This window comes from Caldovatus sediminis (genome assembly GCF_014644455.1).
In the GTDB taxonomy this organism is placed as follows: domain Bacteria; phylum Pseudomonadota; class Alphaproteobacteria; order Acetobacterales; family Acetobacteraceae; genus Caldovatus; species Caldovatus sediminis.
Genome location: NZ_BMKS01000011.1, coordinates 16,520 through 39,027 on the forward strand (window position 1 = coordinate 16,520; position 22,508 = coordinate 39,027).

21 protein-coding genes are annotated in these 22,508 nt (G+C 74.5%); 5 read left to right on the plus strand and 16 right to left on the minus strand.

Features of this window, described 5'->3' with window-relative positions; genetic code table 11:
- Positions 1-43 precede the first annotated feature (43 nt).
- The 15 genes from IEX99_RS15980 to IEX99_RS16050 form a co-directional block, all read right to left on the minus strand.
- Positions 44-1,252, minus strand: coding sequence for a sigma-54 interaction domain-containing protein (locus IEX99_RS15980; RefSeq protein WP_229678072.1), 1,209 nt, complete (start codon positions 1,250-1,252; stop codon positions 44-46).
- 629 nt (positions 1,253-1,881) lie between these two features.
- A complete protein-coding gene (locus IEX99_RS15985) occupies positions 1,882-2,226 on the minus strand; it encodes a hypothetical protein (protein WP_188902094.1) in 345 nt (114 codons plus the stop codon).
- 569 nt (positions 2,227-2,795) lie between these two features.
- Positions 2,796-3,428 (minus strand): hypothetical protein, encoded by a 633-nt coding sequence (locus tag IEX99_RS15990; RefSeq protein ID WP_188902096.1) that lies wholly within the window; start codon positions 3,426-3,428, stop codon positions 2,796-2,798.
- A gap of 19 nt (positions 3,429-3,447) precedes the next feature.
- Positions 3,448-4,197 carry a C39 family peptidase gene (locus IEX99_RS15995; RefSeq protein WP_188902098.1) on the minus strand — a complete coding sequence of 250 codons (750 nt, stop codon included), beginning with the start codon at positions 4,195-4,197 and terminating at the stop codon, positions 3,448-3,450.
- Positions 4,198-4,221: 24 nt separating this feature from the next.
- The gene (locus IEX99_RS16000) at positions 4,222-4,557 is read right to left on the minus strand and encodes a hypothetical protein (RefSeq protein ID WP_188902100.1); all 336 of its coding nucleotides are present in this window, start codon (positions 4,555-4,557) and stop codon (positions 4,222-4,224) included.
- Positions 4,558-4,652: 95 nt separating this feature from the next.
- On the minus strand, positions 4,653-5,654 hold the full coding sequence (locus IEX99_RS16005; RefSeq protein ID WP_188902102.1) for a hypothetical protein: 1,002 nt from the start codon (positions 5,652-5,654) through the stop codon (positions 4,653-4,655).
- Between the two features lie 636 nt (positions 5,655-6,290).
- Entirely contained in the window at positions 6,291-7,109 is an 819-nt protein-coding gene (locus tag IEX99_RS16010; RefSeq protein WP_188902104.1) for an ABC transporter permease, read from the minus strand.
- A complete protein-coding gene (locus IEX99_RS16015) occupies positions 7,106-8,281 on the minus strand; it encodes an ABC transporter substrate-binding protein (RefSeq protein ID WP_188902106.1) in 1,176 nt (391 codons plus the stop codon). The genes IEX99_RS16010 and IEX99_RS16015 overlap by 4 nt, the downstream gene beginning before the upstream one ends.
- A 14-nt stretch (positions 8,282-8,295) precedes the next feature.
- The gene (locus tag IEX99_RS16020; protein WP_188902108.1) at positions 8,296-9,060 is read right to left on the minus strand and encodes an ABC transporter ATP-binding protein; all 765 of its coding nucleotides are present in this window, start codon (positions 9,058-9,060) and stop codon (positions 8,296-8,298) included.
- Positions 9,057-10,139 carry an acyl-CoA dehydrogenase family protein gene (locus IEX99_RS16025; protein WP_188902109.1) on the minus strand — a complete coding sequence of 361 codons (1,083 nt, stop codon included), beginning with the start codon at positions 10,137-10,139 and terminating at the stop codon, positions 9,057-9,059. Before IEX99_RS16025 ends, IEX99_RS16020 begins: the two co-directional genes overlap by 4 nt.
- Positions 10,140-10,144: 5 nt before the next feature.
- Positions 10,145-10,717 (minus strand): carboxymuconolactone decarboxylase family protein, encoded by a 573-nt coding sequence (locus tag IEX99_RS16030; protein ID WP_188902111.1) that lies wholly within the window; start codon positions 10,715-10,717, stop codon positions 10,145-10,147.
- A 584-nt stretch (positions 10,718-11,301) separates the two neighbouring features.
- Entirely contained in the window at positions 11,302-11,751 is a 450-nt protein-coding gene (locus IEX99_RS16035) for a TonB-dependent receptor domain-containing protein (RefSeq protein WP_188902113.1), read from the minus strand.
- 941 nt (positions 11,752-12,692) lie between these two features.
- Entirely contained in the window at positions 12,693-13,205 is a 513-nt protein-coding gene (locus tag IEX99_RS16040; RefSeq protein WP_188902114.1) for a universal stress protein, read from the minus strand.
- 5 nt (positions 13,206-13,210) lie between these two features.
- Positions 13,211-13,996 carry a TIGR02186 family protein gene (locus IEX99_RS16045; protein WP_188902116.1) on the minus strand — a complete coding sequence of 262 codons (786 nt, stop codon included), beginning with the start codon at positions 13,994-13,996 and terminating at the stop codon, positions 13,211-13,213.
- Entirely contained in the window at positions 13,993-14,901 is a 909-nt protein-coding gene (locus tag IEX99_RS16050; protein WP_188902118.1) for a sulfite exporter TauE/SafE family protein, read from the minus strand. The genes IEX99_RS16045 and IEX99_RS16050 overlap by 4 nt, the downstream gene beginning before the upstream one ends.
- A 220-nt stretch (positions 14,902-15,121) precedes the next feature.
- Here IEX99_RS16050 and IEX99_RS16055 point away from each other — a divergent pair, with 220 nt between their 5' ends.
- On the plus strand, positions 15,122-16,771 hold the full coding sequence (locus IEX99_RS16055; RefSeq protein WP_188902120.1) for a bifunctional metallophosphatase/5'-nucleotidase: 1,650 nt from the start codon (positions 15,122-15,124) through the stop codon (positions 16,769-16,771).
- A gap of 132 nt (positions 16,772-16,903) precedes the next feature.
- Positions 16,904-17,872 carry a hypothetical protein gene (locus tag IEX99_RS16060; protein ID WP_229678073.1) on the plus strand — a complete coding sequence of 323 codons (969 nt, stop codon included), beginning with the start codon at positions 16,904-16,906 and terminating at the stop codon, positions 17,870-17,872.
- 242 nt (positions 17,873-18,114) lie between these two features.
- Here the strand turns inward: IEX99_RS16060 and serB are convergent, their stop codons facing one another.
- A complete protein-coding gene (gene serB, locus IEX99_RS16065) occupies positions 18,115-19,008 on the minus strand; it encodes a phosphoserine phosphatase SerB (RefSeq protein ID WP_188902122.1) in 894 nt (297 codons plus the stop codon).
- 26 nt (positions 19,009-19,034) lie between these two features.
- Between serB and miaA the strand changes: the two genes are divergently transcribed.
- The 3 genes from miaA to ilvN all read left to right on the plus strand — a co-directional run bounded on the left by miaA (position 19,035) and on the right by ilvN (position 22,493).
- Entirely contained in the window at positions 19,035-20,006 is a 972-nt protein-coding gene (gene miaA, locus IEX99_RS16070; RefSeq protein WP_188902124.1) for a tRNA (adenosine(37)-N6)-dimethylallyltransferase MiaA, read from the plus strand.
- An 86-nt stretch (positions 20,007-20,092) separates the two neighbouring features.
- Positions 20,093-21,889: an acetolactate synthase 3 large subunit gene (locus IEX99_RS16075; RefSeq protein WP_188902126.1), complete on the plus strand. Its 1,797-nt coding sequence runs from the start codon at positions 20,093-20,095 to the stop codon at positions 21,887-21,889.
- A 79-nt stretch (positions 21,890-21,968) separates the two neighbouring features.
- Positions 21,969-22,493 carry an acetolactate synthase small subunit gene (gene ilvN / locus IEX99_RS16080; RefSeq protein WP_188902128.1) on the plus strand — a complete coding sequence of 175 codons (525 nt, stop codon included), beginning with the start codon at positions 21,969-21,971 and terminating at the stop codon, positions 22,491-22,493.
- The last annotated feature ends 15 nt before the right edge of the window (positions 22,494-22,508 follow it).

Here is a 22,508-nt window from a genome sequence, read left to right on the forward strand (position 1 = left end):
GGTTCCCGCTCCCGAAGGAGCGCGCGCCCTTCGACAAGGCGGCTCATGCGCGCGCACCGGTCATCCGGCGCGGGGGCGCGATCCCGTTGCGCCGAAGCATGCGGTACAAGGTCACCCTGGACACTCCGAGGATGCGCGCCGCGGCCGCGACGCAGTGGTTGCCCTGCTGCAGCGCCGAGGCGAGGAGTTCCTTCTCCTCCTCCGAACCGACCGCCGGGCTTCGTCCGCCTCGCCTGGCCGGGAGCGGCGCATCGTTGGCGGCGGCGTCGGCCGGATCGAGCGCCAGGTCCCGGAGGCGGATCCGAGGCCCGTTCGCCATCACCACCGCCCGCCTGATGACGGCCACGAGCTGGCGGACGTTGCCCGGCCAGCGGTAGGTGCGCATCGCCTCCAGCGCCTCCGGCTCGAAGCCTTCGATCCCGCGCTTGGTCTCGCCCGCGATCCGACGCAGGAACGCGTGGGCGAGCAGCTCGATGTCCGACCCGCGGGCGCGCAGCGGCGGCAGCTCCAGGGTCAGCACCGCCAGGCGGTAGTAGAGGTCCTCGCGGAAGCGGCGCTCGCGGATGGCGGCGAGCAGCGGCACGTTGGTGGCGGCGATGACGCGCACGTCCACCGCGATGGGCTCGCGCCCGCCGACCCGTATCACGCGCCGGTCCTGAAGGAAGCGCAGGAGGTGTCCCTGGATCTCGAAGGGCAGGTCGCCGATCTCGTCGAGGAAGAGGGTGCCGCCGCGCGCCATCTCGATGTGGCCGATGCGGCGCTCCACGGCGCCGGTGAAGGCGCCCCTCTCGTGGCCGAAGAGCTCGGCGCTGACGAGGCTCGGCGGAAGCCCCGCGCAGTTGATGGCGACGAAGGGACCCGTGGCCCGCGCGGAGCGTTCGTGGATGGCGCGTGCCGCCAGTTCCTTGCCGGTGCCGCTCTCGCCGCAGAGCAGGACCGGCGCATCCACGGTGGCGAAGCGGCGCAGCTTCTCGAACACGTCGAGCATGACCGGGCTGGCGCCGATCATGAATTCGTCCTCGCCGACGGGCTCGGCCTCGGCCGAGGGATCGGCCACCGGCCGCTTGCGCCGCGGCGTGTGGTTCCGCAGGGCTTCCTCGAGTTCGCGGAGCAGCGCCGCATCCTTGCGGGCGGCGGAAACCAGCATGTCGGCCAGCAGGCGCCGCGGCAGCCATTCGACGACGGACGCATCGACGTCGGCGAAGGCGGCGCTGGCCGCCGAACGCACCGGGAGAGCGGCGGGGCTCGGCAACACGTTCCTCCAGACGCATCCGATTCGGTGGGGCCCAGTGGTATCGCCGATCCCGGCGCCCCCTCGCGGGTCGTGCCCGCCGTTCAAAACGTTACTCGGCGACGCCCAATCGCACAAGATGAACACATTCCTAACAAGAGTGCTGCCGCGGTAACCAAACCGAGAGGCGATATCACTCGTGAATTTTCGAACGGGGCTTCTAACTTTTGTTATTAACTTTTGTTGGGGTGCGCCGCGCGGCTTCCGGCCCGCTCGTGCCTTTGTGGCCGAGGATCACGCAGCGACCTGGAAACGCCGGCACGACGCTGACCCCGTGCCCTCCCCGGACGCGCCGGTGGCGGAGTGTCCCCCGCGAGCGCGCTGACGCCGGCAATGGACATCGCCATCCCCGCGACCTCCTCCGGCTCGAGGAACCGCGTCGCGGTCCCGTCAGGCAGCCGGAACGGGCGACGCCCCCCTGTCCTTCGCGCCGCTGCCGCACGAGTGGCCATGCGCATCTTGCGGGACGGCGCGCCCTCCTCGTCGCGGCAGCGCGGTTCTCGCCGGCCGGCATGCCAGCGGACGGGCCGGCCCGCGCGGTCGAGCGGCGCTCCCCGACGGGGATGGCGCCCATACCGCGATGCCGCGCCTCAGATGCGTTCTGGGTTCCCGGGCAGAAGCTCGAAGCGGGTCGGGCTGATCGTCCCCGACACGTCGATCGCCACCAGGGATTCGCCGAGCCGGAACCAGGCGAAGCAGGTCGGCCGGCCTTCCTGGATCCTCTCCCAGCTCGAGCAGACCTCGTCGCCCTGAAGGACGAGCCGCCCGCGGTCGGTCGCCGCCTGGCCGTCCACGCCCACGAGCCGCAGCCGCTGCGAGCCGTCGGCAGCGACGTGCATGGTCAGCCGGCTGCCGTTCGGCAGCCGCCGGTCGAGGGTGTTCCCGAATACGAGCTGGCGGAACTCGTCGCCGGAAAGGCGGCGGCCTCCGACCACCTGGGGGACCGGTCGCGACGGGCGGGCCGGTGCGGCGGCGACCGCATCCGGCACCTCGGATGTGGCGGGCCGGGCGGCCGAAGCCGTGCCCGGCTCCGGCGGCGCGGCGCAGCCGGACGCCGCAAGCGCAAGCGCGCCGCTCAGCCGAAGAAGGAAACGGTGCATGGCCTCATTGGTCTCCTGGGGTCATCGCAGCACGCGGGAGGTCGAGCTCACGACGCCGTCCCGGGGCGGAAGCGGCTGCGGCGGGCGACCGATCTCGTCCCAGAAGCGGACGCGCGCGTTCACGCCGGACGGCGCGACCTGGTTCGGCGCGTCCTGCCCGCCGCGCATGCGCCCGAGCATCGCGGGCGCCAGGGGCTCCAGCCCCTCGAAGGCATCCGGGGCCGCGCGGCCGGCCCAGGCGGGGGCCAGGACCGGGACAGCCGCGTCCGGCGAGACGGAGACGCGGATGGGGAGCAGAGCGCGGGGCGCCTCCTCCGCACGCAGGGCACCGCCCGCGCCGCCGAGGGGAAGACCCAGCGCCAGCGCGGCGCCGAGCCCAAGAAGGCGAAGGGACCGTCCGACTCTCATCGTCCGAATCTCGACCGGGCCATGAGGGCACTCTCGAGCGCGAGCCGTGCCGCCGTGTTGTTCAGTAGCGACCGCATGCCGGCGATGTCGAGTGTCACGTTGGTGGTAACGCCGATGGCCTGCCCGTTCGCGCGGTTCTGCACGACGCCGACGATGCCGCCGCCTCCGACCGTGGTCCCGATCCGGGTTGCGCCGCCGTTGAGGACGCTCTCGACGACGATCGGGCTCGCGGCGGAAAGCGGCACCCTGCTGGTCCGGCCCTGCGCGTCGGTGACCGTCAGGTCGGGCGCCGGTCCCGCGCCGATGACGGTGGTGGGCAGGACGACCCGCTGCACCAGGTCGGCGCCGAGGCGCGCCTCGGTCTCGAAGCCGAACGCGACCGAGATCCCGTTCGGCAGCCGGAAGCCCGCGCGCATCGCGCCCAGGGCCTCGTCCGGCAGCGGATCGGCGCCGAGGGCGAGCGCCTGTGCCGCGGGGCCGACGCGCACCCCGAGCGCGTGCGCGTAGGCGGCGACGAGATCCCGGCCCGGCTCTCCCGCTTCCGCCCGATCGGCGGCGCGGGCCGGGCCGGGAAGCAGGCAGAGCCCCAGGGCCAGTGCGGAGACGCTGCGAAGGAGGGGGCCGTGCATCGGTTGTCTCCCTGCGCGCTCAGAAGAACCACCGCGTCGGCGGCTCGCCGCCGTTGAGGAGGATCGGCGAAGGCATGCCGAGCCCGTGGAGACCGCGATCCATCGCCTCGCGGACCAGCGATCCGGGCGCCCGCGGCCGCACGTTCCAGTCCTCGCCGAGGTTGAAGCTCGCCTGGGCGATCTCGGGGTGGTCGAGGATCACGAACAGCACGCCGCTCCACGCCTCCTCGAAGCGGACGCGCGGCATGGTGCGGGTACCGAGGTTGGGGTCGGCGATCAGGACGCGGTCCTCCGACAATCCCCGCACGACGACGAAATGGCGATAGCCGTTGTTGTCGATCAGGGCGATTCCCGGGATGCGCGCCTGCGCGAGCCGCGCCAGGGGCAGGCGGTAGCCGTTCGACCGCAGGCCGCGCCGCGCCAGGTAGTCGCGCATGTCGAGGAGCGAGAAGCCGGCGCTGCGGATCCGCTCGGCGTCGCCGTGCGTCATCATGTCGCGCAGCACCTCCTCCTCCGACGTCGGCATCCCGTAGTGGTACGTGAGCAGGGTCGCGAGCGCCGCCGAGCCGCAGGAGTAGTCGAAACGCTGCCGGACCGTGCGGGCGAACCGGCGCGAGCGGAAATCCTGCACCGGCAGCGTCAGGCTGGCGCCGCCGGTGGCGGTCTCGGTCAGCGCCACGCGCCCCGGCGCCGCCGCGCCGTCGCGCCCCGGCACGTCCGTGGCGCATCCGGCGAGCAGCGCCGCGGCAACGACCGCGACCCGGGCCATGGACCGGTGCTTCGACATGCGGCTTCAGCGCAGGGTGATGTTGATCGCGGTCGCGGCCTGGAAGACGGAGTTGTTGCCGGTGTTCTGGAAGACGGTCGTGACGCCCGCCGTGCCGTTGAGCGAGCCCGTGATGGTGTTGTTGCCGGTGACGCTGTTCGCGCCGACCTGGTTGTCCCGGAGCAGGGCGACGTTCGCGCCCTCGGGGCCGAGTCCGGCGCGCCCGGAGGCGCGCGCGAGCTCGGCGGCGTCCATCGGTGCGACGCCGGCGAAAGCCTCGCCGATGCCCTGCGGCTCGGAAGCGTCGGCGGCGCGGACGAGGGCGAGGGCGCCGAAGGCAAGCGCGAGCAGGCCGTACTTCATGGTGCGCAGTCCTTGCGTTCCCTGGCGGAGTCGCGACACGTGGCGGGTGTTCCAGAGCACGCCGGCGGCCGAGGCCGCCGGCGCCTCGGGACGTGTCAGCGGTTGTAGATGGCGCCGACCGCCACCGCGTTCTGCATCAGGCTGTTGGCGCCCGCATTCTGCGAGACCTGCGCCACGCCGGTGAGACCGTTGAAGGAGTTGGACATCCCGGCCTGGGCCGAGCCCCAGCTGGCGGTCGCGGCGTTGCCCCAGACGGCGCCGACATTGCCCGCCGCCGCGATCGTCGTGGAGAGATCCTCGGCCGCGCAGTTGCAGTAGGTGATCGCCGAGAGGGCGGTCGCGTTCTGCTGCAGGCTGTTCGCGCCGACGTTCTGGTTGACGTTGGCCGAGCCGGTGAAGCCGTTGAACGAGTTGGACATGCTGGCCGCGCTCTGGTGGCCGTGGTCGGCGGACAGGTTCCCCGAGCCGGTCACGATGCCGGCGTTCCCGGCGATCGCCCACGCGTCGCGGTCCTGCTGCCGCCCGCGGACGTTGTCCACCATCGCGACCGCCGTCGCGTTCTGCTGCAGGCTGTTCGCGCCCGCGTTCTGGTTGGCCTGCGCGATGCCCGTCGAGGAGTTGAAGGAGCCGTCCATCGACGCGCTCGCCGAGCTGCCCATGTTGCTGCTGGTGTTGCCGATCACGCCGCCGGCGTTGACCGCCACCGCATTGGCGTTGGCCTCGCCCGTGCTGCCTTGGTGCGGCGATCCCGGGGGAGCGATCACGCAGTCGCAGCCCTCGACATAGGCGACGGCGACCGCGTTCTGCTGCTGGCTATTCGCGCCGGCGTTCTGGTTCGCGTTGGCGACGCCGCGCAGGTTGCCGAAGCTGCCGCTCATGGACACGCGGTTGCTCTGGAAGTGGCCGGTGGCCGAGCTGTTGTTCTCGGTCGAGCCGAGGTTCACCGCGAGGGCCGCCGCGTAGTAGTCCTCGACGGTCGTCGGGACGTGGGGGGACGGATTGCCATGGCCATGGCCGCCGCCATGGCCCCCGCCGCTGGCGAAGGCCGTGCCGCCGAGGGCGATGACGCCGACCGAGGCGAGGAGAAGCGCACGCATGTATCGAACCCCTTGGTGTTGCGGTTTCCGGGCGGCCGATCGCCACCGCGCATCGACCGTCGCTGCCAGTGCGGCGGGGGAGACCGGAGGCATGGCGACGTCGCTCCCGCCCCACGCGCCTGACGCGCGCCTCCGGAACAGCAACGGCCATGCCAGCCCCCGCGCTCACGGCCGGCGGTCGCCGCAAAGCCGCCGCCTTCCTCGGGTTCACGATGCCGTGCGCAACCTGCGCGTCCATTAGGTATGCGGCTTTGAAATCGTCGCGGGCGGATCCGCCGGCCGAGGACGAGACGGTTTACGTATCGTTAACAGGACCGGTGACACGCGCGCGTGTCGCGATGCTGCGCGGCGGGGATCGGCAGCCGCATGCGGCCCCATCCGTGGCGAATGCGGGCCGGCGCGCGCACGCGGGCGATCGCCACAGGGACCGAACCGCACCGGGTCCGACGGCGGCTCCGACCGTTGGGGGGATGGAGCGAAGGCGGTGGAAAAGTCGGCGGCTAGAGGCTCAGGAGCGTGCGGTGCCTCCGGTGCTGCGTGGCGCCAGAGGCACGGCCCGCAAGGGACGGCGATCGGCCCGATCGCCGCGAAGATCGGCCGCACGGCGGAGACGCCGCGCCCGGTACCGCCGGCGCCTCAACCCCCGCGCCGCCGGCAGAGCGCCCGCGCGGCGGCATCGAGCGCGAAGCCGAGCGCGCCGACCAGCAGCACCAGCGCCGTCAGCTCCGCATAGGCGAGCCGGTCGCGCGCATCGAGGATGGCGTAGCCGAGGCCCGCCGAGACGCCGAGCATCTCGCAGGGCACCAGCACCACCCACAGAATGCCGATGGCCAGGCGCACCCCGGTCAGCACATGGCCGAGCACGCCCGGCAGCACCACGCGCCACAACGTCTCCCGCCGGCTGGCCGCGAGGCTCCGCGCAAGCATGATCCAGCGCGGATCGAGCGCGCGCACGCCGGCGGCGGTGTTCAGCATCACCGGCCAGACCGCGGCGAAGCCGAGCAGCACATGCACCGGCGCATCGCCCACGCCGAAGGCCATGACCGCGATCGGCATCCAGGACAGCGGCGAGATCATGCGCAGGAACTGGAAGGCCGGCCCCGTCGCCCGCTCGAGCCCGCGCCAGGCGCCGAGGGCGAGCCCGAGCGGCACGCCGATCAGGAGCGCCGCGCCGAGCCCGACCAGCACGCGGCGCAGGCTGACCCCGGCATGGATCAGCACCTCGCCCTCCGCGAGCAGCCGCGCGAGGGCCGCGGCCCCCTCCACGGGCCCGAAGGCACGCGCGATGCTGCCCGGCGCGGTCAGCAGCGCGATTCCCGCCCACCACAGCAGGACCAGCACGAGAAGCCCCGCGATCCCCGCCCCGGCGCGCGCCGTGGCGGCGCGCCAGCGCGGCGGCAGGGAGGGCCATCGCGCCGCCCCGGCCGCGGGCGGGGCGAGCACGCTGGCGCTCATGGCGCGATCGTCTCCGCGCGGGTGAAGGAGTCCGGCAGGCCGAAGGCGGCCATGCCACCCACCGCCGCCAGCGCCTGCCGCACCGGCCGCTCCTCCACCAGTTCGGCGGCGGCCGCCGCCGGATCGAGCGCCTCGAGGAAGCCGCGCTCGCCCTCGACCAGCGTGGATCTGAGCCGCCGGATGAGTTCCTCGGTGTAGCCGGGGAAGGGATAGGGCTGGAAATCGATGCGCGCATCGCGCCATTCCGCATGGCGCAGTGCGCCCGAGGCGAGGTAGGCGTCGCGGTCCGCCGCATCCGGGGCGAGCACGCGCGCGAGCACCGCCGGGGCATGCGGCGTGTAGCGGTTGGGATCCTCGCGCGAGAGGAGGCGCGCGGCCTCGGCGCGATTGCCGCGCAGCCAGAGCTGCGCCTTGACGATCGCCGTCACCACGGCCTGCGACCAGGCGGGGCGGGATTCGAGGTCGCGCTGGTGCATCACGACCACGCAGCAGGCGTGGTTGCGCCAGACATCGCCGGTGAAGCGCAGCACGCGACCGACGCCGAGCGCCTCGGCGGCGGCGACGAATGGCTCGGCGACGATGTAGCCGGCGATCTGCCGCGCCGCGAGCGCGGGCGGCATGTCGGAGGGCGGCATCACCACGAGGCCCACCTCGTCCGGAGCGAGGCCGCCGCGGCGGCGGATCACCGGCTTCAGCCCGGCCTCGGCGAGCAGCGCCTGCAGCACGACATTGTGGATCGAATACCAGAAGGGGACGGCCACCGTCCGGCCGCCGAGATCGGCGACGCGCGCGACATCGGGCGCGACCGCGAGCCCCGATCCGCCGACATGGTTCCAGGCCACCACCTTCAGCGGCACGCGGCTGCCGAAGCGCGCCCAGACCGCCATCGGCGCCAGCAGATGCACCACCTCCACCTGGCCGGCCACGAAGGCCTCGATCACCTGCGCCCAGGAGCGCAGCAGCGTCGGCTTCTCGGCGCCGATCCCCTCGGCCTCGAACAGGCCGCGGGCATGGGCGACGAGCAGCGGCGCGGCGTCGGTGATCGGCAGGTAGCCGATGCGCAGCGGCGCCGCCTGCGCACGCGCCGCGCGCGCGGCCGGCAGCGCGGCGGTTCCGGCGAGCATCGCCGGCAGCCCGAACAGGGCGCGGCGGGAGAAGCAGTGCAGGCACATGGCGGGCGGTCCGTTCAGTGGCGGCGGAGGGTGGTGCGCAGGGTGCGCAGGATCTCCACGCGCAGCGCGCCGAGCTCGGCGAGCAGATCCTCGCGCGGGCGCGGCAGATCCACCGTCCAGCTCCCGGCGATGCGCGCGGGGGCGCCGCCGAGCAGGATCACGCGGTCGGCGAGCAGCAGCGCCTCGTCGATGTCGTGGGTGACGAGCAGCGCGGCGACGCCCGAGGCGGCGACGAGCCTGCCGAGCAGACGCTGCATCTCGCCGCGCGTCACCTCGTCCAGCGCGCCGAAGGGTTCGTCGAGCAGCAGCACCTCGGGCGCGCGGGCGAGGCAGCGGGCCAGCGCGGCGCGGCTCGCCATGCCGCCCGAGAGTTCGGCCGGCCGGCGGCGGCGCGCGGCGGACAGGCCGACCGCGGCGATTGCGGCCGCCACCCGGGCCGCGCGCTCGGCGCGGCTGCGCCGTTCCTGGCCGCGGAAGTCGAGCCCGAAGGCGACATTCTCCTCCAGGGTGAGCCAAGGCAGCAGGCAGGGGTCCTGGAAGGCGATGGCCACGCGCGGATGCGGCGCGACGAGCGGCACGCCACCCACCAGCACCCGCCCCGCGCTCGGCGGCACGAGGCCGGCCAGGGCGCGCAGCAGGCTCGACTTGCCGACCCCGCTCGGCCCCAGCACCGCCACCACCTCGCCGCGGGCGAGGCCGAGATCGAAGTCCGCGAGCACCGGCTGCGCCTGGCCCGGATGATGCAATGCGAGGCCCTCGGCGCGCAGCGCCTCGCTCATGCCGCCCGCTCCCGGCGGCCCTCGGCGGCGGCGAGCGCGGCCTCGAGCTGCGTCAGGCTCGGCGTGATCACCGGCACGAAGGCGGCCTCGCGCCAGCGGCGGGCGAAGCCCTCGCCCTGCGGCCGCAGATAGGCGCGCCCGCCCGAAGCCTGGAGTTCGAGCCGCACCGCCTCGGCCACGAGGCCGGCGAGCGCGATGCGGATGCGGAACAGCGCCGCCGCATCGGCGTGGAACAGCCCCTGCGCGAGCCCCTCGCGCAGCGCGCGCTCCTGCCCCGCGAGCGCCGCGGCGAGGCCTTCGCGCGCGGGGCGCAGCACCTCCCGCGCCGGGCCGGCATGGCCCGCGGCCTCGGCCAGGGCGCGGCGGGCGAGGCCGATCGCCATGCCGCATTGCAGGCCGAGAAAGGCCGGGCGCACCTGCGGCAGCCAGCGCACGGCATCCGCATGCAGCACGTGCTGGGGGCCGACCGGTGTCCCGTGCAGCGCGATCGCCGCGGTGGCGGTGGCGCGCATGCCCATCAGCTCGAGATCGGGAGAGCGGACCAGGCCCGGCAGGTCGTGCGGCAGCGCGGCGATGAAGGGCGCCGCACCCGGCAGCGCGACGGCGGCGGCGACATGGAAGCCGCCGGGGGCAAGGTTCGTCACCCAGGGCAGCCGGCCCTCGATCCGCCATCCCGCGGCTTCGGGGCGGGCCGTGACCTGCAGCTCCTCGAGGCCCGAGAGGAATTTCATGGCGTTGGACAGGCCGGTCGCGCCGGCGACGCGGCCGGCGAGCAGGTCGGGCAGCAGGCGCACGCGCAGCGCCGCGTTCGGGCTCTGCAGCAGGTATTCGATGAAGGTCCGCTGGCTCCAGAAGAGGAAGCCGGCGGCCATGGAGTGCCAGGAGACGGCAGCGATGGCCTCCACCGCCTCGGTCACCGACCCGCCGGCGCCGCCCTCGGCGCGCGGCACGCCGAGCGCGAAGAGCCCCGCCCCCGCAAGCCGGCGCAGCACCGCCTCCGGATCGGCCGAGCCGTCATCGAGGCCGGGTGCGGCCGCCGCCAGCCAGCCGCCGAGCGCGGGATCGAGCGTGACGCCCATTCCGCCTACTCCGCGGCGAGGCGCGGCACGCCGGCCCAGCGGAAGGCCTCGAGCTCGGCGTTCAGCGGCGGATCGGCGAGGTTGTTGGCGAAATTGCAGAGGGTGGCGAGCGCCACGCCGAGCACGACCTCGAGCGCATGGGCCTCGGTGAAGCCGGCGGCGCGGAAGGCGGCAAGCTCGGCCTCGGTCACGCGGCCGCGGCGGCGGATCACCGCGGCGGTGAAGGCGGCGACGGCGGCGAGGCGCGGATCGGCCGGGGGAGCGAGGACGCGCAGCGCCTCGATATCGGCGGCGTCGAGCCCGGCCTTCCTGGTGGCGATGGCGGTGTGGCCGGCGACGCAGAAGCCGCAGCCATGGGTGGCGGCGGCGGTGATCTGCACCGCCTCGCGCTCCGCAAGCGAGAGGCCGGCGCGGGCATTGATGCCCGAGAGGGTCTGATAGGCCTCGAGCGCCACCGGCGCATTGGCGAGCACTCGCAGCAGGTTGGGCAGGAAGCCGTTGGCCTGTTCGGCGGCGGCGAGGCGCTCGCGCGCCTCGGCGGGGGCATCGGCGGGGCCGAGGAGGGGCAGGCGGGGCATGGGCGTCTCCGTCGCGGCAGGGGAGCCTCTGGAAATAGAATCTTTTTCTAAGACCGGGCAATCGTTCAGGACAAAAAACGAAACTTTTTCATGATTTGCCCGACTCCCGACAGCCCCGTCGCCCCGGCGGCGAGGCGCGGAGCACGCCGTCGCCCGCTGGGCGGCCACACGTCAGCAGCACGGCAGCCGCCGGAGCGGGCAGCGCCGTTCTGCTCGGCCGCGCTCGCCGCAACGGCCCTCGCCCGCCGTTTGTCGAGCCGATCCGCGCTCCCGGCCGTCCGGCATCGGCGCATCGCCGAGGTTCAGCGCCTTGCGCCGGAAGCGCAGGCCGCGCATCGGTCCGTCCCCCCTCCCAGGGGACGGCGGCGTCGTAGCGGAGATAGCTTGGCACTCGGACCGCGTTGGTCGTGTTGCCGTCGCGACGGTCCACGAAGGTGCGCCGCCACCGATCTGCACGCCATGGGGCAGGTTGCAAGTGGTCCGGGGCGAGAGGGTGTCGGGGGCGACATCGGCGAACTGGCGCCCCGCCTCGGCGCGGTTTTTCGAACGGACGATCTCCGATTCGAGCCGCGTGTAGTCCGCGATCAGGTTCCGGTTCTCGGGGATGCGGCCGGTAGCCGAGACCTCGAACCCATCCACCCGCACGATGCCGTCTCGGGCGCCAGGTTGGCGTCGTTGGCCGGGAGGGCGAGGGATTCGGCCGAAGGGTTGAAGGAGGTGCCCGCCGCGGCATCGGTGCGGACGGTGCTGGTGGGCTTGAAGACGAAGGCGGCGCGCCAGGCGAACTCGATATCGGTGCGCCCGAAGCGCTGGCGGGTGGCGCGGTTGTGGTGCTCGGCCTCGAAGTTGTCCCGGCGGCCGCCGAGGACAAGCTCGAACATCCTGCCGACATGGATGCGGTCCACGGCATGGAAGGCGAGGGTATTGGCCACCGTCCTGGTGTCAGAAGTGACGGTCTGCACGATGTTGCCGGTGGCGCAGCGGTCCGGGAACGGCAGGTTGGCGTTGGGCCCGCCGGTCTGGCCGAGGCGCACGGCTTCGGAGGATCCGCGGCCATCTCGAAGCCGGCGAGCAGTTCGTGGCGCAGGCCGAAGGTCTCGAAGCGGCCGAGCCCGTCGGGCAGCGCCTCGCCCGCCATCGCGACGCGGGGCAACCGCTCGCCGGGGTGGTTGCGGGTGCGCAGGTCGAAGCCGGCGCGCCGCAGCCGGCCGATCGCCAGGTCCTCGAAGGCATGCCCGACCGCGAAGATGCGCAGCGTCTGCCCGAAGACGCCGGCATCGGGGGTGGGCGGGACCTCCGGGAACTCGTACTGCAGGCGCCGCGCGACGACGCCGGTCATGTCGCGGAGGAGGGTCGCATCGAAGCCCTTCTCCGCCATCTCGCGAAGGGCGATCCCGTCGCCGGTCGTCGTGGCCGAGCCACGGTCCCGGGCCGCAGGCCGCGACAACCCAACCCTGCCTATGCCACAGGTTCGGTCCGAGACACGCTGGTGCCTGCGCCACGGCGCGAGGCTTACGCGCACGCCTCTTCGACCCTTCGCATCGTGTTCGGGGCCTTGCATCGCGCCGCCGGTCGCGCAACGGGCCGGGCCAAAGCGGCCGCGTCGCCCTCCCGCCGATACGGCGTCGGGCGGGCGCGACGGGCCGGGGGCGATATCGCCCTAGGGCCGTCGCGCCGGCATCGGCGAGGCGTGGGGCAGCCCGGCCACCACGCGCCGCGCCCGGCCAGGAGGCGGTGCCGGCAGGAGGAGGCCGCCCCTCGCGCCCGGCGGCGCGCGCCGATGGCGGCCAGGCCTCGCCGGCTCCGCGATCCGGTTCCGGATGCGCTCGGCGCGGCCGTCGAAGGCGCCGGGGAACGGCCGGACGATCGCCGGGCCGCCCGCCTTCGCGGCCGGCCGCGATCGGCCGTCCCCGTCGCGGCCCGCCACCCGGGGCAGCCGCCGCCCGGCACCGCGCCCGACCGCAGTCCGGCCGGCTCATGTCACCCGGTCGAGCTCCTTGTCGTCCAGCGTCCCCGGCACGATGGTCATCGGCACGGTCAGCCGGCTCGCATAGCGGCCGGTCAGCGCGGTGATCAGCGGGTCCTTCCCGCCGAGCCCCGCGCCGCTCGCCAGCACCAGCACGGAGATGCGGGGGTCCTCCTCGAGCAGCGCCAGCAGCTCCTCGCGCGGATCGCCCTCGCGGATCAGCAGGATCGGGTAGCCGCCGGTGATCTCCTGCACCTCGGCGGCGAGGGCGGAGAGCAGCTTCTCCGCCTCGGCGCGGCGCTCCTCCTGCATCATCGCGCCGACGCCGGCCCATTCGACGAGGCCGACCGGCTCGATCACGCGGAGCAGCGCGACGCGCCCTCCGCCCTTGCGGGCGCGCAGGCAGGCGTACTTCAGGGCCACCGCGCGCTCGGGGCTGTCGTCCACCACCACCAGGAACACCCGGTCGCGCTTCGCCGGCTCGCGGGCGGCGACGGCCTCCTCGGTCGGTTCGGCGGGCATGGGTCTCAGCTCCTCCGGAACAGCACGCTGCCGAGCCACCCGGCCAGCCCAGCGAGCACGATGCAGGTCAGACCGTAGAGCAGCGGGGCGGTGTCCGCGACATCGGCGATGCGCGCCGCCGCGCCCACGCGCACCACCTCGAAGTCGAGCTCCTGGCGGGCGACGATGCGGCGGGCGCGCACCAGCAGGACCTCGACCCGGTAGGTGCCGGGCGTCACGGTCGCCGGCAGCGGCACCCGCACGTGGAACAGCCGTCCGCCCGAAACCTCGACCGGCGCCGTGTCCTCGACCCAAAGCCCGGCGCCCTTCTTGAGTTCCAGCAGCGCGGCACGGAACGCCGGACCCTGGGCGCCGAGCGCGCGCAGCGGCAGCGCATCGAGGCCGAGCCGGCCCGACTGGCGCACGTCCTCGGGCAGCATCTGCCAGGCCGGGCGGGTGCCGGCGATGGCGTAGAAGCCCGGCACCTGGGGGAAGGTCGCCGAGGGCCCGTTCATCCAGAAGCCGAGGACCCTGATCTTGCGCCGCACCACCATCGGCTGCGGCGGGCCGGTGGCGACCACCAGCACCTCGTCGGAGGCCTCGCCGATCAGCCGTTCGGTGCTGCCGAAGACGAGGATGTCGGCGCCGGTGAAGCCCGTGGTGATCTCGATCCGGCGCTGCGACAGCTCCGCCACCAGCGGCGGCACCGCGAGGGCGGGCGCCGCGGGGGGCTGCGCCCGCGCGATCGGCGGCGCGAGCCCCCCCAGCGCGGCGCCGAGCAGGAGCGCCAGCCCGATCGCCGCGCGCCTCATGGCAGCGGCGCGATCGCGAACAGGCTCGGCGGCGGGCGCACGAGGTCCCAGAGCAGGCTCCCCGCCACCGCGAGCACCATCAGCCCGAGCAGGGCGCGCGTCTCCTCGCCGCGCAGCCGCGTGCCCATGGCGGCGCCGAACTGCGCGCCCGCCACGCCGCCGGCGAGCAGGATCAGCACCAGCACGATGTCCACCGCGCCGGTCTGCACGGCGTGCAGCAGCGTCGCGTTGGCCGTGACGAACACCACCTGGAACAGCGAGGTGCCGATCACCACCCCGGTCGGCATGCCGAGCACGTAGATCATCGCCGGCACCAGCATGAACCCGCCGCCCACGCCCATCACGGCCGAGAGCACGCCGATCGCGAAGCCCACCACCAGCGGCGGCACGACCGAGATGTAGAGCCGCGACTTGCGGAACCGCATCTTGAACGGCAGGCCGTGCAGCCAGGTGTGCTCGTGCAGCCGGGCCGGGGCGGCGCGGCGCCGGCGCAGGATCGCGCGCACGCTCTCCATCACCATCAGCGCGCCGACGGTGCCGAGCACGACGATGTAGAACAGCGCCACCACCAGATCGACCTGGCCGAGCCGGCGCAGCAGCACGAAGAACTGCACGCCGGCCGCCGACCCGGCGAAGCCGCCGGCGACCAGCACCAGCCCCATGCGCCAGTCCACGTTGCCGCGCCGCCACTGCGCGATCAGCCCGGAGACCGAGGCGCCGAGCGTCTGGTTGGCGCCCGAGGCCACCGCCACCGCCGACGGGATGCCGATCAGGATCAGCAGCGGCGTCAGCAGGAAGCCGCCGCCGACGCCGAACATGCCGGACAGCCAGCCCACGCCGAAGCCGATGCCGAGCAGGAGCAGGGCATCCACCGACATCTCGGCGATCGGCAGGTAGACCTGCATCGCGCGCGCCTTCTCGCCCGCTGTTCCGGCTTCGCTTCGGTTCGGGGTGGCGGCCGGGGTTTGGCCCGGGACGCCACCCCGCGCAAGGGGCGGCGGCGCCGCGCGACGGCGCGCCCGCCGCGATTCCGCGCGGGCGTTGCCGAGGCGCCGCGACGCCGCGCCCCAGGATGCGCGCGATTGTGGCGACGGCGCGGCCGCGCGGCGCTACCATCGCCGCGCCATGACGAGCCCGTCCGTCACGCCGCCCACGCGCCGCGCGCTGCTCCGCGGCGCCGCCGCGGCCGCCGCGCTCGCCCTGCCGGCGATCCGGCGCCCCGCCGCGGAGGCCGCCGCGCGCGTGTCGCTGATCCACCTCAACGACTTCCATTCGCGCCACGAGCCGGTGGAAGCGCGGAGCGCCGCGGGCTGCCGGGCCGACGCGGACGCCGCCGCCTGCCTCGGCGGCAGCCCGCGGCTGGCCGGCGCCGTCGCCGCCGCGCGCCGCGCCGCCGCGGCGGAGGGGCGCGCGCCGCTCGCCTTCGACGCGGGCGACCAGTTCATGGGCAGCCTGTTCTACACCCACTACCGCGGCGAGGCGGAGCTCGCGGTGATGCGGGCCTGGGGCTGCGAGGCGATGGCGCCCGGCAACCACGAGTTCGACAACGGGCCCGAGAACCTCGCCCGCTTCGCCGCCGCCGCGCCCTTCCCGCTGCTCGCCGCCAACCTCGACACCGGCGCCGAGCCGGCGCTCGACGGGCGGATCCAAGCCGGGCGGCTGTTCGGGCGCGGCGGCGCCCGCATCGCCCTGATCGGCCTGATCACCGAGGACACGCCGAACATCTCCTCCCCCGGTCCGCGGCTGCGCTTCACCGATCCGGAGGCGGCGGCCGAGCGCGCGGCGGCCATGGCGCGCTCGGCCGGCGGCGCGGGGCCGGTCACGGTGGTGCTGCTGTCGCACTGCGGCCTCGCCGCGGATCGGCGTCTCGCCGGGCGGGTGCGCGGGATCGACGTGATCATCGGCGGACATTCCCACACCCTGCTCGCCGACGGGCTGCCGGAGGCGGCGGGACCGCATCCGCTGGTGGTGGACGGGCCGGACCGCCCGGTGCGCATCGTCCAGGCCGGCGCCTTCGGGCGCTGGCTCGGTCGGCTCGACCTCGACCTGGCGCCGGACGGCAGGGTGGCGGCGCATGGCGGGGCGTGCCGGCCGGTCGGCCCGGACGCGCCGGAGGACGCCGCGGTCGCCGGCCTCGTCGCCCGGCTTGCCGCGCCGCTCGAGGAGACGCGGCGGCGGCCCGTCGCGCGCACGGCCGCCGCCTTCGGCATCGGCGGCTGCCGCAGTGGCGAGTGCGCGCTCGGCGACCTGCTCGCCGAGGCGATGCTTGCCGCCGCGCCGACCGCCGAGGTTGCCCTCCACAACGGCGGCGGGATGCGTGCCGGGCTGCCGGAAGGCGCGGTGAGCCTCGGCGACCTGCTGACCGTGCTGCCCTTCGGCAACACGCTGGCGGTGTTGCGCCTGCGCGGCGCCGACCTGCGCGCCGCGCTGGAGAACGGCCTCTCCGGCGCGCCGGCCCCCTCCGGCCGGTTCCCGCAGGTCGCGGGGCTGCGCCTCCGCTGGAACCCCGCGGCGCCCCCGGGGCGGCGGGTCGAGGCGGTGGAGGTCGCCGAGCGGGGGACCGGCCGCTTCGTCCCGCTCGACCCGGAGCGGGTCTACCGCATCGTCACCCACAGCTACTTGCGCCGGGGCGGCGACGGCTACGCCGTTCTGCGCGACCGCGCCCTCGACGCCTACGACGACGGGCCGCCGATGAAGGAGGCGGTGGCGCCCTACCTCGCCGCGCGCTCGCCGCTGGCGCCGCGCACGGACGGGCGGATCGCGGCGTCGCGCTGAGCCCCCGCGCCGCCGCCCCGGGGCGGGCCCCGCGGGGCGGCCGCGGCGGACCGGCCGGAGGATGCGGTCGCGGTCCAAACCTTGCGCGCAACGCCGCGTTGCGGGCTCGAGTCCGGACCGGAGGATCGAGCCATGCAGAACCGTATCGGCGCCGGCACGACGACGCCGGGGCAGGGGCCCGCCACGGCGGAGGTGGCGGTGCCGGAGGGGGCGCCCAGCCTGCCGTCGCGGATCTCTTGGGGGGCCGTGTTCGCCGGGGCCGTCGTCGCCGTCGCCGTCGGCGCGATGCTGAACATCCTCGGCCTCGCGGTCGGCGTCAGCGCGATCGACGCGATGGTGCCCGGCGAGACCCCCGCGGCCGCCACTTTCGGCATCGCCACCGGCGTCTGGCTGCTGCTCGCCAATCTGATCGGCCTTGCCGTCGGCGGCTATGTCGCGGCGCGGCTCTCCGGCACCGCGGACGACACCGACGGCGTGCTGCACGGGCTGTCGGTCTGGGCGGTCGCCTACCTGATCTCGGCGGTGCTGCTCGGCAACGTCGTCGCCGGCACGGCAGGCACTGCGTTCCAGGGCGTGACCACCGTGCTCGGCGGCGCGGCGCGCGGCGCCGGGGTGGCGGTCGGCGAGACGGCGCGGGCGCTCGCCGACGAGACCGCCCTCGACCCGCGGCGCGTCGTCGAGCGCGCGCATGCGGCGCTGCGCGGCGCCGGCGGCGACCCCGCGCAGATGACGAGCGAGCAGCGCAACGCGGAGATCGCGCAGATCCTCATGCGCAGCGCCACGACGGCCGGGCCGCTGCCGCAGGCCGACCGCGACCGCCTCGCCCGACTCGTCGCCGCCGAATACAACCTCAGCCTTGAGGAGGCGCAGGCGCGTCTGCAGGAGGCGGAGCGCCAGGTCGCCCAGACCGCGGGCGAGGCCGAGCGGCTGGCGCGCGAGGCGGCCGACGTCGCGGCCACCGGGACCGCGATCGCCGCCTACTGGATCTTCGCCGCCATGCTGCTCGGCGCCGCGGCGGCGGTGATCGGCGCACGGATCGGCACCCGCAACGTCCGCTGGATCCTGGCGCGGCGCCAGGCGCCCGCCGCCCCTGCCGTCTGATGAGGCCCGCGCGGCGGGCTTGCGGGGTGCGGTTGACGCCGATCCCATGGCCGCGGCGGCATGACGCACCGTGACGCCGCGCCGCGTGAGCGGCGCGGAGAGGCCGAGGATGGGCCAGGCCCCTCGCGGCGGCGCGACGCCGGAACGCCGGCCGCCCCGAGCGGCCGGCGGCCGGGAGCGCGGATCTGCCCCAAACAACGAGCCGTAGCCGCGCAGCGAGCGCAGCCGAGCGGGAAACGGCCCTAGCGGCGCAACTCTTCCGCGCGGTATCCCTGCGCGAACAGCAGCGCGCGCAGGTCCGCGTGGTCCACCCGCGCCCGCGCCGCGGCGGCCACCATCGGCTTGGCGCGGAACGCCACGCCGAGGCCGGCGGCCGCAAGCATGTCGAGGTCGTTCGCGCCGTCGCCCACCGCGAGCGTCGCGCTCAGCGGCAGGCCCTGCTCCGCGGCGACCCGCTTCAGCGTCGCGAGCTTGGCCTCGCGCCCGAGGATCGGCTCGGCGACCTGCCCCGTCAGCGCCCGGCCGTCGTCGAGCAGGGTGTTGGCGACGTGCTCGTGGAAACCGAGCTTCCGGGCGACGCGGCTCGTGAAGTAGGTGAAGCCGCCGGAGACCAGCACGCAGCGTGCCCCGTGCGCACGCATGGTGGCGACCAGCTCCCGCGCCCCCGGCGTCATCGCGGTGGCCTTCCAGGTGCGCTCGAGGGCCGAGAGCGGCAGCCCCGCCAGCATCGCCACGCGCTCGACCAGCGCGGCCCGGAAGTCGAGCTCGCCGTTCATCGCGCGCCGCGTGATCTCCGCGACGCGCTCCTTGAGGCCGGCATGGGCGGCGAGCTCGTCCAGCGTCTCGGTGGTGACGATGGTGCTGTCCATGTCGGCCACCAGCAGGCGCTTGCGCCGGCCCTCGGCAGGCTGCGCGATCGCGTCCACCGGAGCCGCAGCGAGCGCCCGGCGCGCCGCGGCGGTCGCCTGCTCGGCGGCGAGCTTCTCGAAGGGCAGGTCGGCGGCCTCGTCCGGCGCGAGCCAGACCGGCCCGTCCGTCTCGGCGCCGAGGGCGCGGAGCGCCTCGCGCACCTGTGCGATGTGGGCCGCCGCGAGGCCGCCGGGCGGCGCGACGAGGGTGAGGACTTGGGGCGTCATGCGGCCGGGGGTATGCCCGTCCCCGAATGGGCGATCAACAACTTCCCTTCGCGCTCCTGATCGCCGGCCCGACGGCGAGCGGCAAGTCGGCGCTGGCTCTCGCGCTGGCGGAACGTCTCGGGGGCGTCGTGATCAATGCGGACTCGATGCAGCTCTACCGCGAGCTGCGCATCCTCACCGCCCGCCCGACCGCCGAGGAGGAGGCGCGCGTGCCGCATCGCCTCTACGGCGTGCGCCCGGCGGCCGAGCCGGCGAGCGTCGCCTGGTGGCGCCGCACCGCCCTCGCCGAGATGGAGGCGGCGCGGTCGGCCGGGCGGCTGCCGATGCTGTGCGGCGGAACGGGGCTGTTCTTCCACGCGCTGACCGCGGGGCTCGCCGAGATCCCCCCGATCCCCGACGAGGCGCGGGCCGAGGCGCGCCGGCTGCTCGCCGCGATCGGGCCGCGGGCGCTGCACGCCCGGCTGGCGGCGGAGGACCCGGAGACGGCGGCGCGGCTGCGTCCCACCGACAGCCAGCGGATCGCCCGCGCCTGGGAGGTCTGGCGCGGCACCGGCCGGGGCCTCGTCGCCTGGCAGCGGGAAGGGACGACGACCGGTCCGGCGCCCTGGCGCTTCGCCGCGCTGCTCCTCGACCCGCCGCGTCCGGCGCTGCGCGCGGCGATCACGGCGCGCTGGGAGGCGATGCTGGCGGCGGGCGCGGTCGAGGAGGTGCGCGCGCTGCTCGCGCTCGGGCCCGATCCCGCGCTGCCGGCGATGCGGGCGCACGGCGTGCCGGAACTCGCCGCCCATCTGGCCGGACGGATCACGCTCGAGGAGGCCGGGCGGCGGGCGGTGCTGGCGATGGGGCGGTACACCAAGCGGCAGGCGACCTGGTTCCGCCACCACCCGCTGGCCGCTCCGTCCGATACGCATACGATCCATGCGCGATTCACCGATCTGGAGCAATTTTCGGAAAGCAAATGGCGCGAGGTCGTGCAATTTATTGACGCGCGGCGTTGACGCGCCGCAGCAAGGAGGATAAGGCTCTTGCCGCCGGCCGGGGCGCGTCCCGGCCGCACGCCGTTTTGAGGAAAGCCGGAACCCCCATGTCCGCCACCGCTCCCGCGACCGCCGCCGACGCCCGGACCATGACGGGCGCCGAGATCGTCCTGCGCGCGCTGAAGGAGCAGGGCGTAGAGGTCATCTTCGGCTATCCCGGCGGCGCGGTCCTGCCGCTCTACGACGCGCTGTTCCAGCAGAACGCGATCCGCCACGTCCTGGTCCGCCACGAGCAGGCCGCGGTGCACGCCGCCGAGGGCTACGCGCGCTCCACCGGCAAGGTGGGCGTCGTGCTCGTCACCAGCGGCCCGGGCGCGACCAACGCCGTGACCGGCCTGGTGGACGCGCTGATGGACTCGGTCCCCGTGGTCTGCCTCACCGGCCAGGTGCCGACCCACCTGATCGGCAACGACGCCTTCCAGGAGGCGGACACCACCGGCATCACGCGCCCCGCCACCAAGCACAACTACCTGGTCAAGGACATCCGCCGCCTCGCCGCGACGGTGCACGAGGCCTTCTACGTCGCGAAGAGCGGCCGGCCGGGGCCGGTGGTGATCGACCTGCCGAAGGACATCCTGATCGGCAAGGGGCCCTACACCGACCCGCCGGCGGAGCCGCACCGCAGCTACCGGCCGCAGACCGAGCCCGACGCGGAGGCGATCCGCCGCGCCGTCGCCCTGCTCAAGCGCGCCGAGCGGCCGGTGGTCTACGCCGGCGGCGGGGTGGTCAACTCCGGCCCGGAGGCGAGCCGGCTGCTCACCGAGTTCGTGCGCATGACGGGGATGCCCTGCACGACGACGCTGATGGCGCTCGGCGCCTTCCCGGCGAGCGATCCGCAGTTCCTCGGCATGCTCGGCATGCACGGGCTCTACGAGGCCAACCTCGCGATGCACGGCTGCGACGTGATGCTGAACGTCGGCGCGCGCTTCGACGACCGGGTGACGGGCAGCCTCGCGCACTTCTCGCCGGGCTCGCGCAAGATCCACGCCGACATAGACCCCTCCTCGATCAACAAGAACGTCAAGGTGGACGTGGCGATCGTGGGCGACGCCGCGCGCGTGCTCGCGGCGCTGATCGAGGCCTGGAAGGCTGACGAGACGCCGCAGGACAAGGCGGCGCTGACCCGCTGGTGGCGCCGGATCGACGAGTGGCGCGCGCGCGACTGCCTGCGCTACCGCCAGGAGGGGCGGATCATCAAGCCGCAGCACGCGGTGAAGCGGCTCTACGAGATCACGAGGGAGCTGGGGCGCGACACCATCATCACCACCGAGGTCGGCCAGCACCAGATGTGGGCCGCGCAGTTCTTCGGCTTCGAGAGGCCGAACCGCTGGCTGACCTCGGGCGGCCTCGGCACCATGGGCTACGGCCTGCCGGCCGCGGTCGGGGCGCAGATCGCCCATCCGGACGCGCTGGTGATCGACATCGCCGGCGAGGCCTCGATCCTGATGAACATCCAGGAGATGGGCACGCTCGCGCAGTACCGCCTGCCGGTGAAGGTGTTCATCCTCAACAACGAGTACATGGGCATGGTGCGGCAGTGGCAGGAGCTGCTGCACGGCGGCCGCTACAGCGAGAGCTACTCCGCCGCGCTCCCCGACTTCGTCAAGCTCGCCGAGAGCTTCCACGCCGTCGGCCTGCGCGCCGAGGCGGCGGACGACCTCGACCGCGTGATCCGCGAGATGCTGGCGGTGGACCGGCCGGTGATCGCCGACATCTGCGTGGACAAGGAGGAGAACTGCTTCCCGATGATTCCCTCCGGCGCGCCGCACAACCAGATGATCCTCGGCCGCGACCAGGAGGGCGGCGCCGCGGGGGTGACGGACGAGGGGAAGGTCCTGGTCTGAGCGGCGCCGCCGCCCGCCCGCCGCGGGGCGGCTTGCCCGCCCCGCGCCTTTTCCCTACACGCCCCCCGCGATCCGTCCCATGCCCGATCCCGCCGACACCGCCCCGCGCGCCGCCACCATCGCCGTCCTCGTCGAGAACGAGGCGGGCATCCTCGCCCGCGTCGTCGGCCTGTTCTCCGGCCGCGGTTACAACATCGAGAGCCTGACCGTCGCCCCGGTGGACGAGGCGAAGCGGATCTCGCGCATCACCATCGTCACCTCGGGGACCGAGATGGTGATCGAGCAGATCAAGGCGCAGCTCGACCGCCTGGTGCCGGTGCACAAGGTCGCGGACCTGACGCTCGAGGGGCCGCACGTCGCGCGCGAGATGGCGCTGATCAAGGTGGTGGGGCGGGGCGAGAACCGGCTGGAGGCGCTGCGCCTCGCCGACGCCTTCCGCGCCTCGGTGGTGGACGCCACGATCGGGAGCTTCGTCTTCGAGCTGACGGGATCGAGCGACAAGCTCGACGCCTTCATCGCGCTGATGCGCCCGCTGGGTCTGGCGGAGGTGTCGCGCACCGGCGTGGTCGCGATCGCGCGCGGCCCCGCCAGCATCCATTCCTGACCATCCACGGCGAAG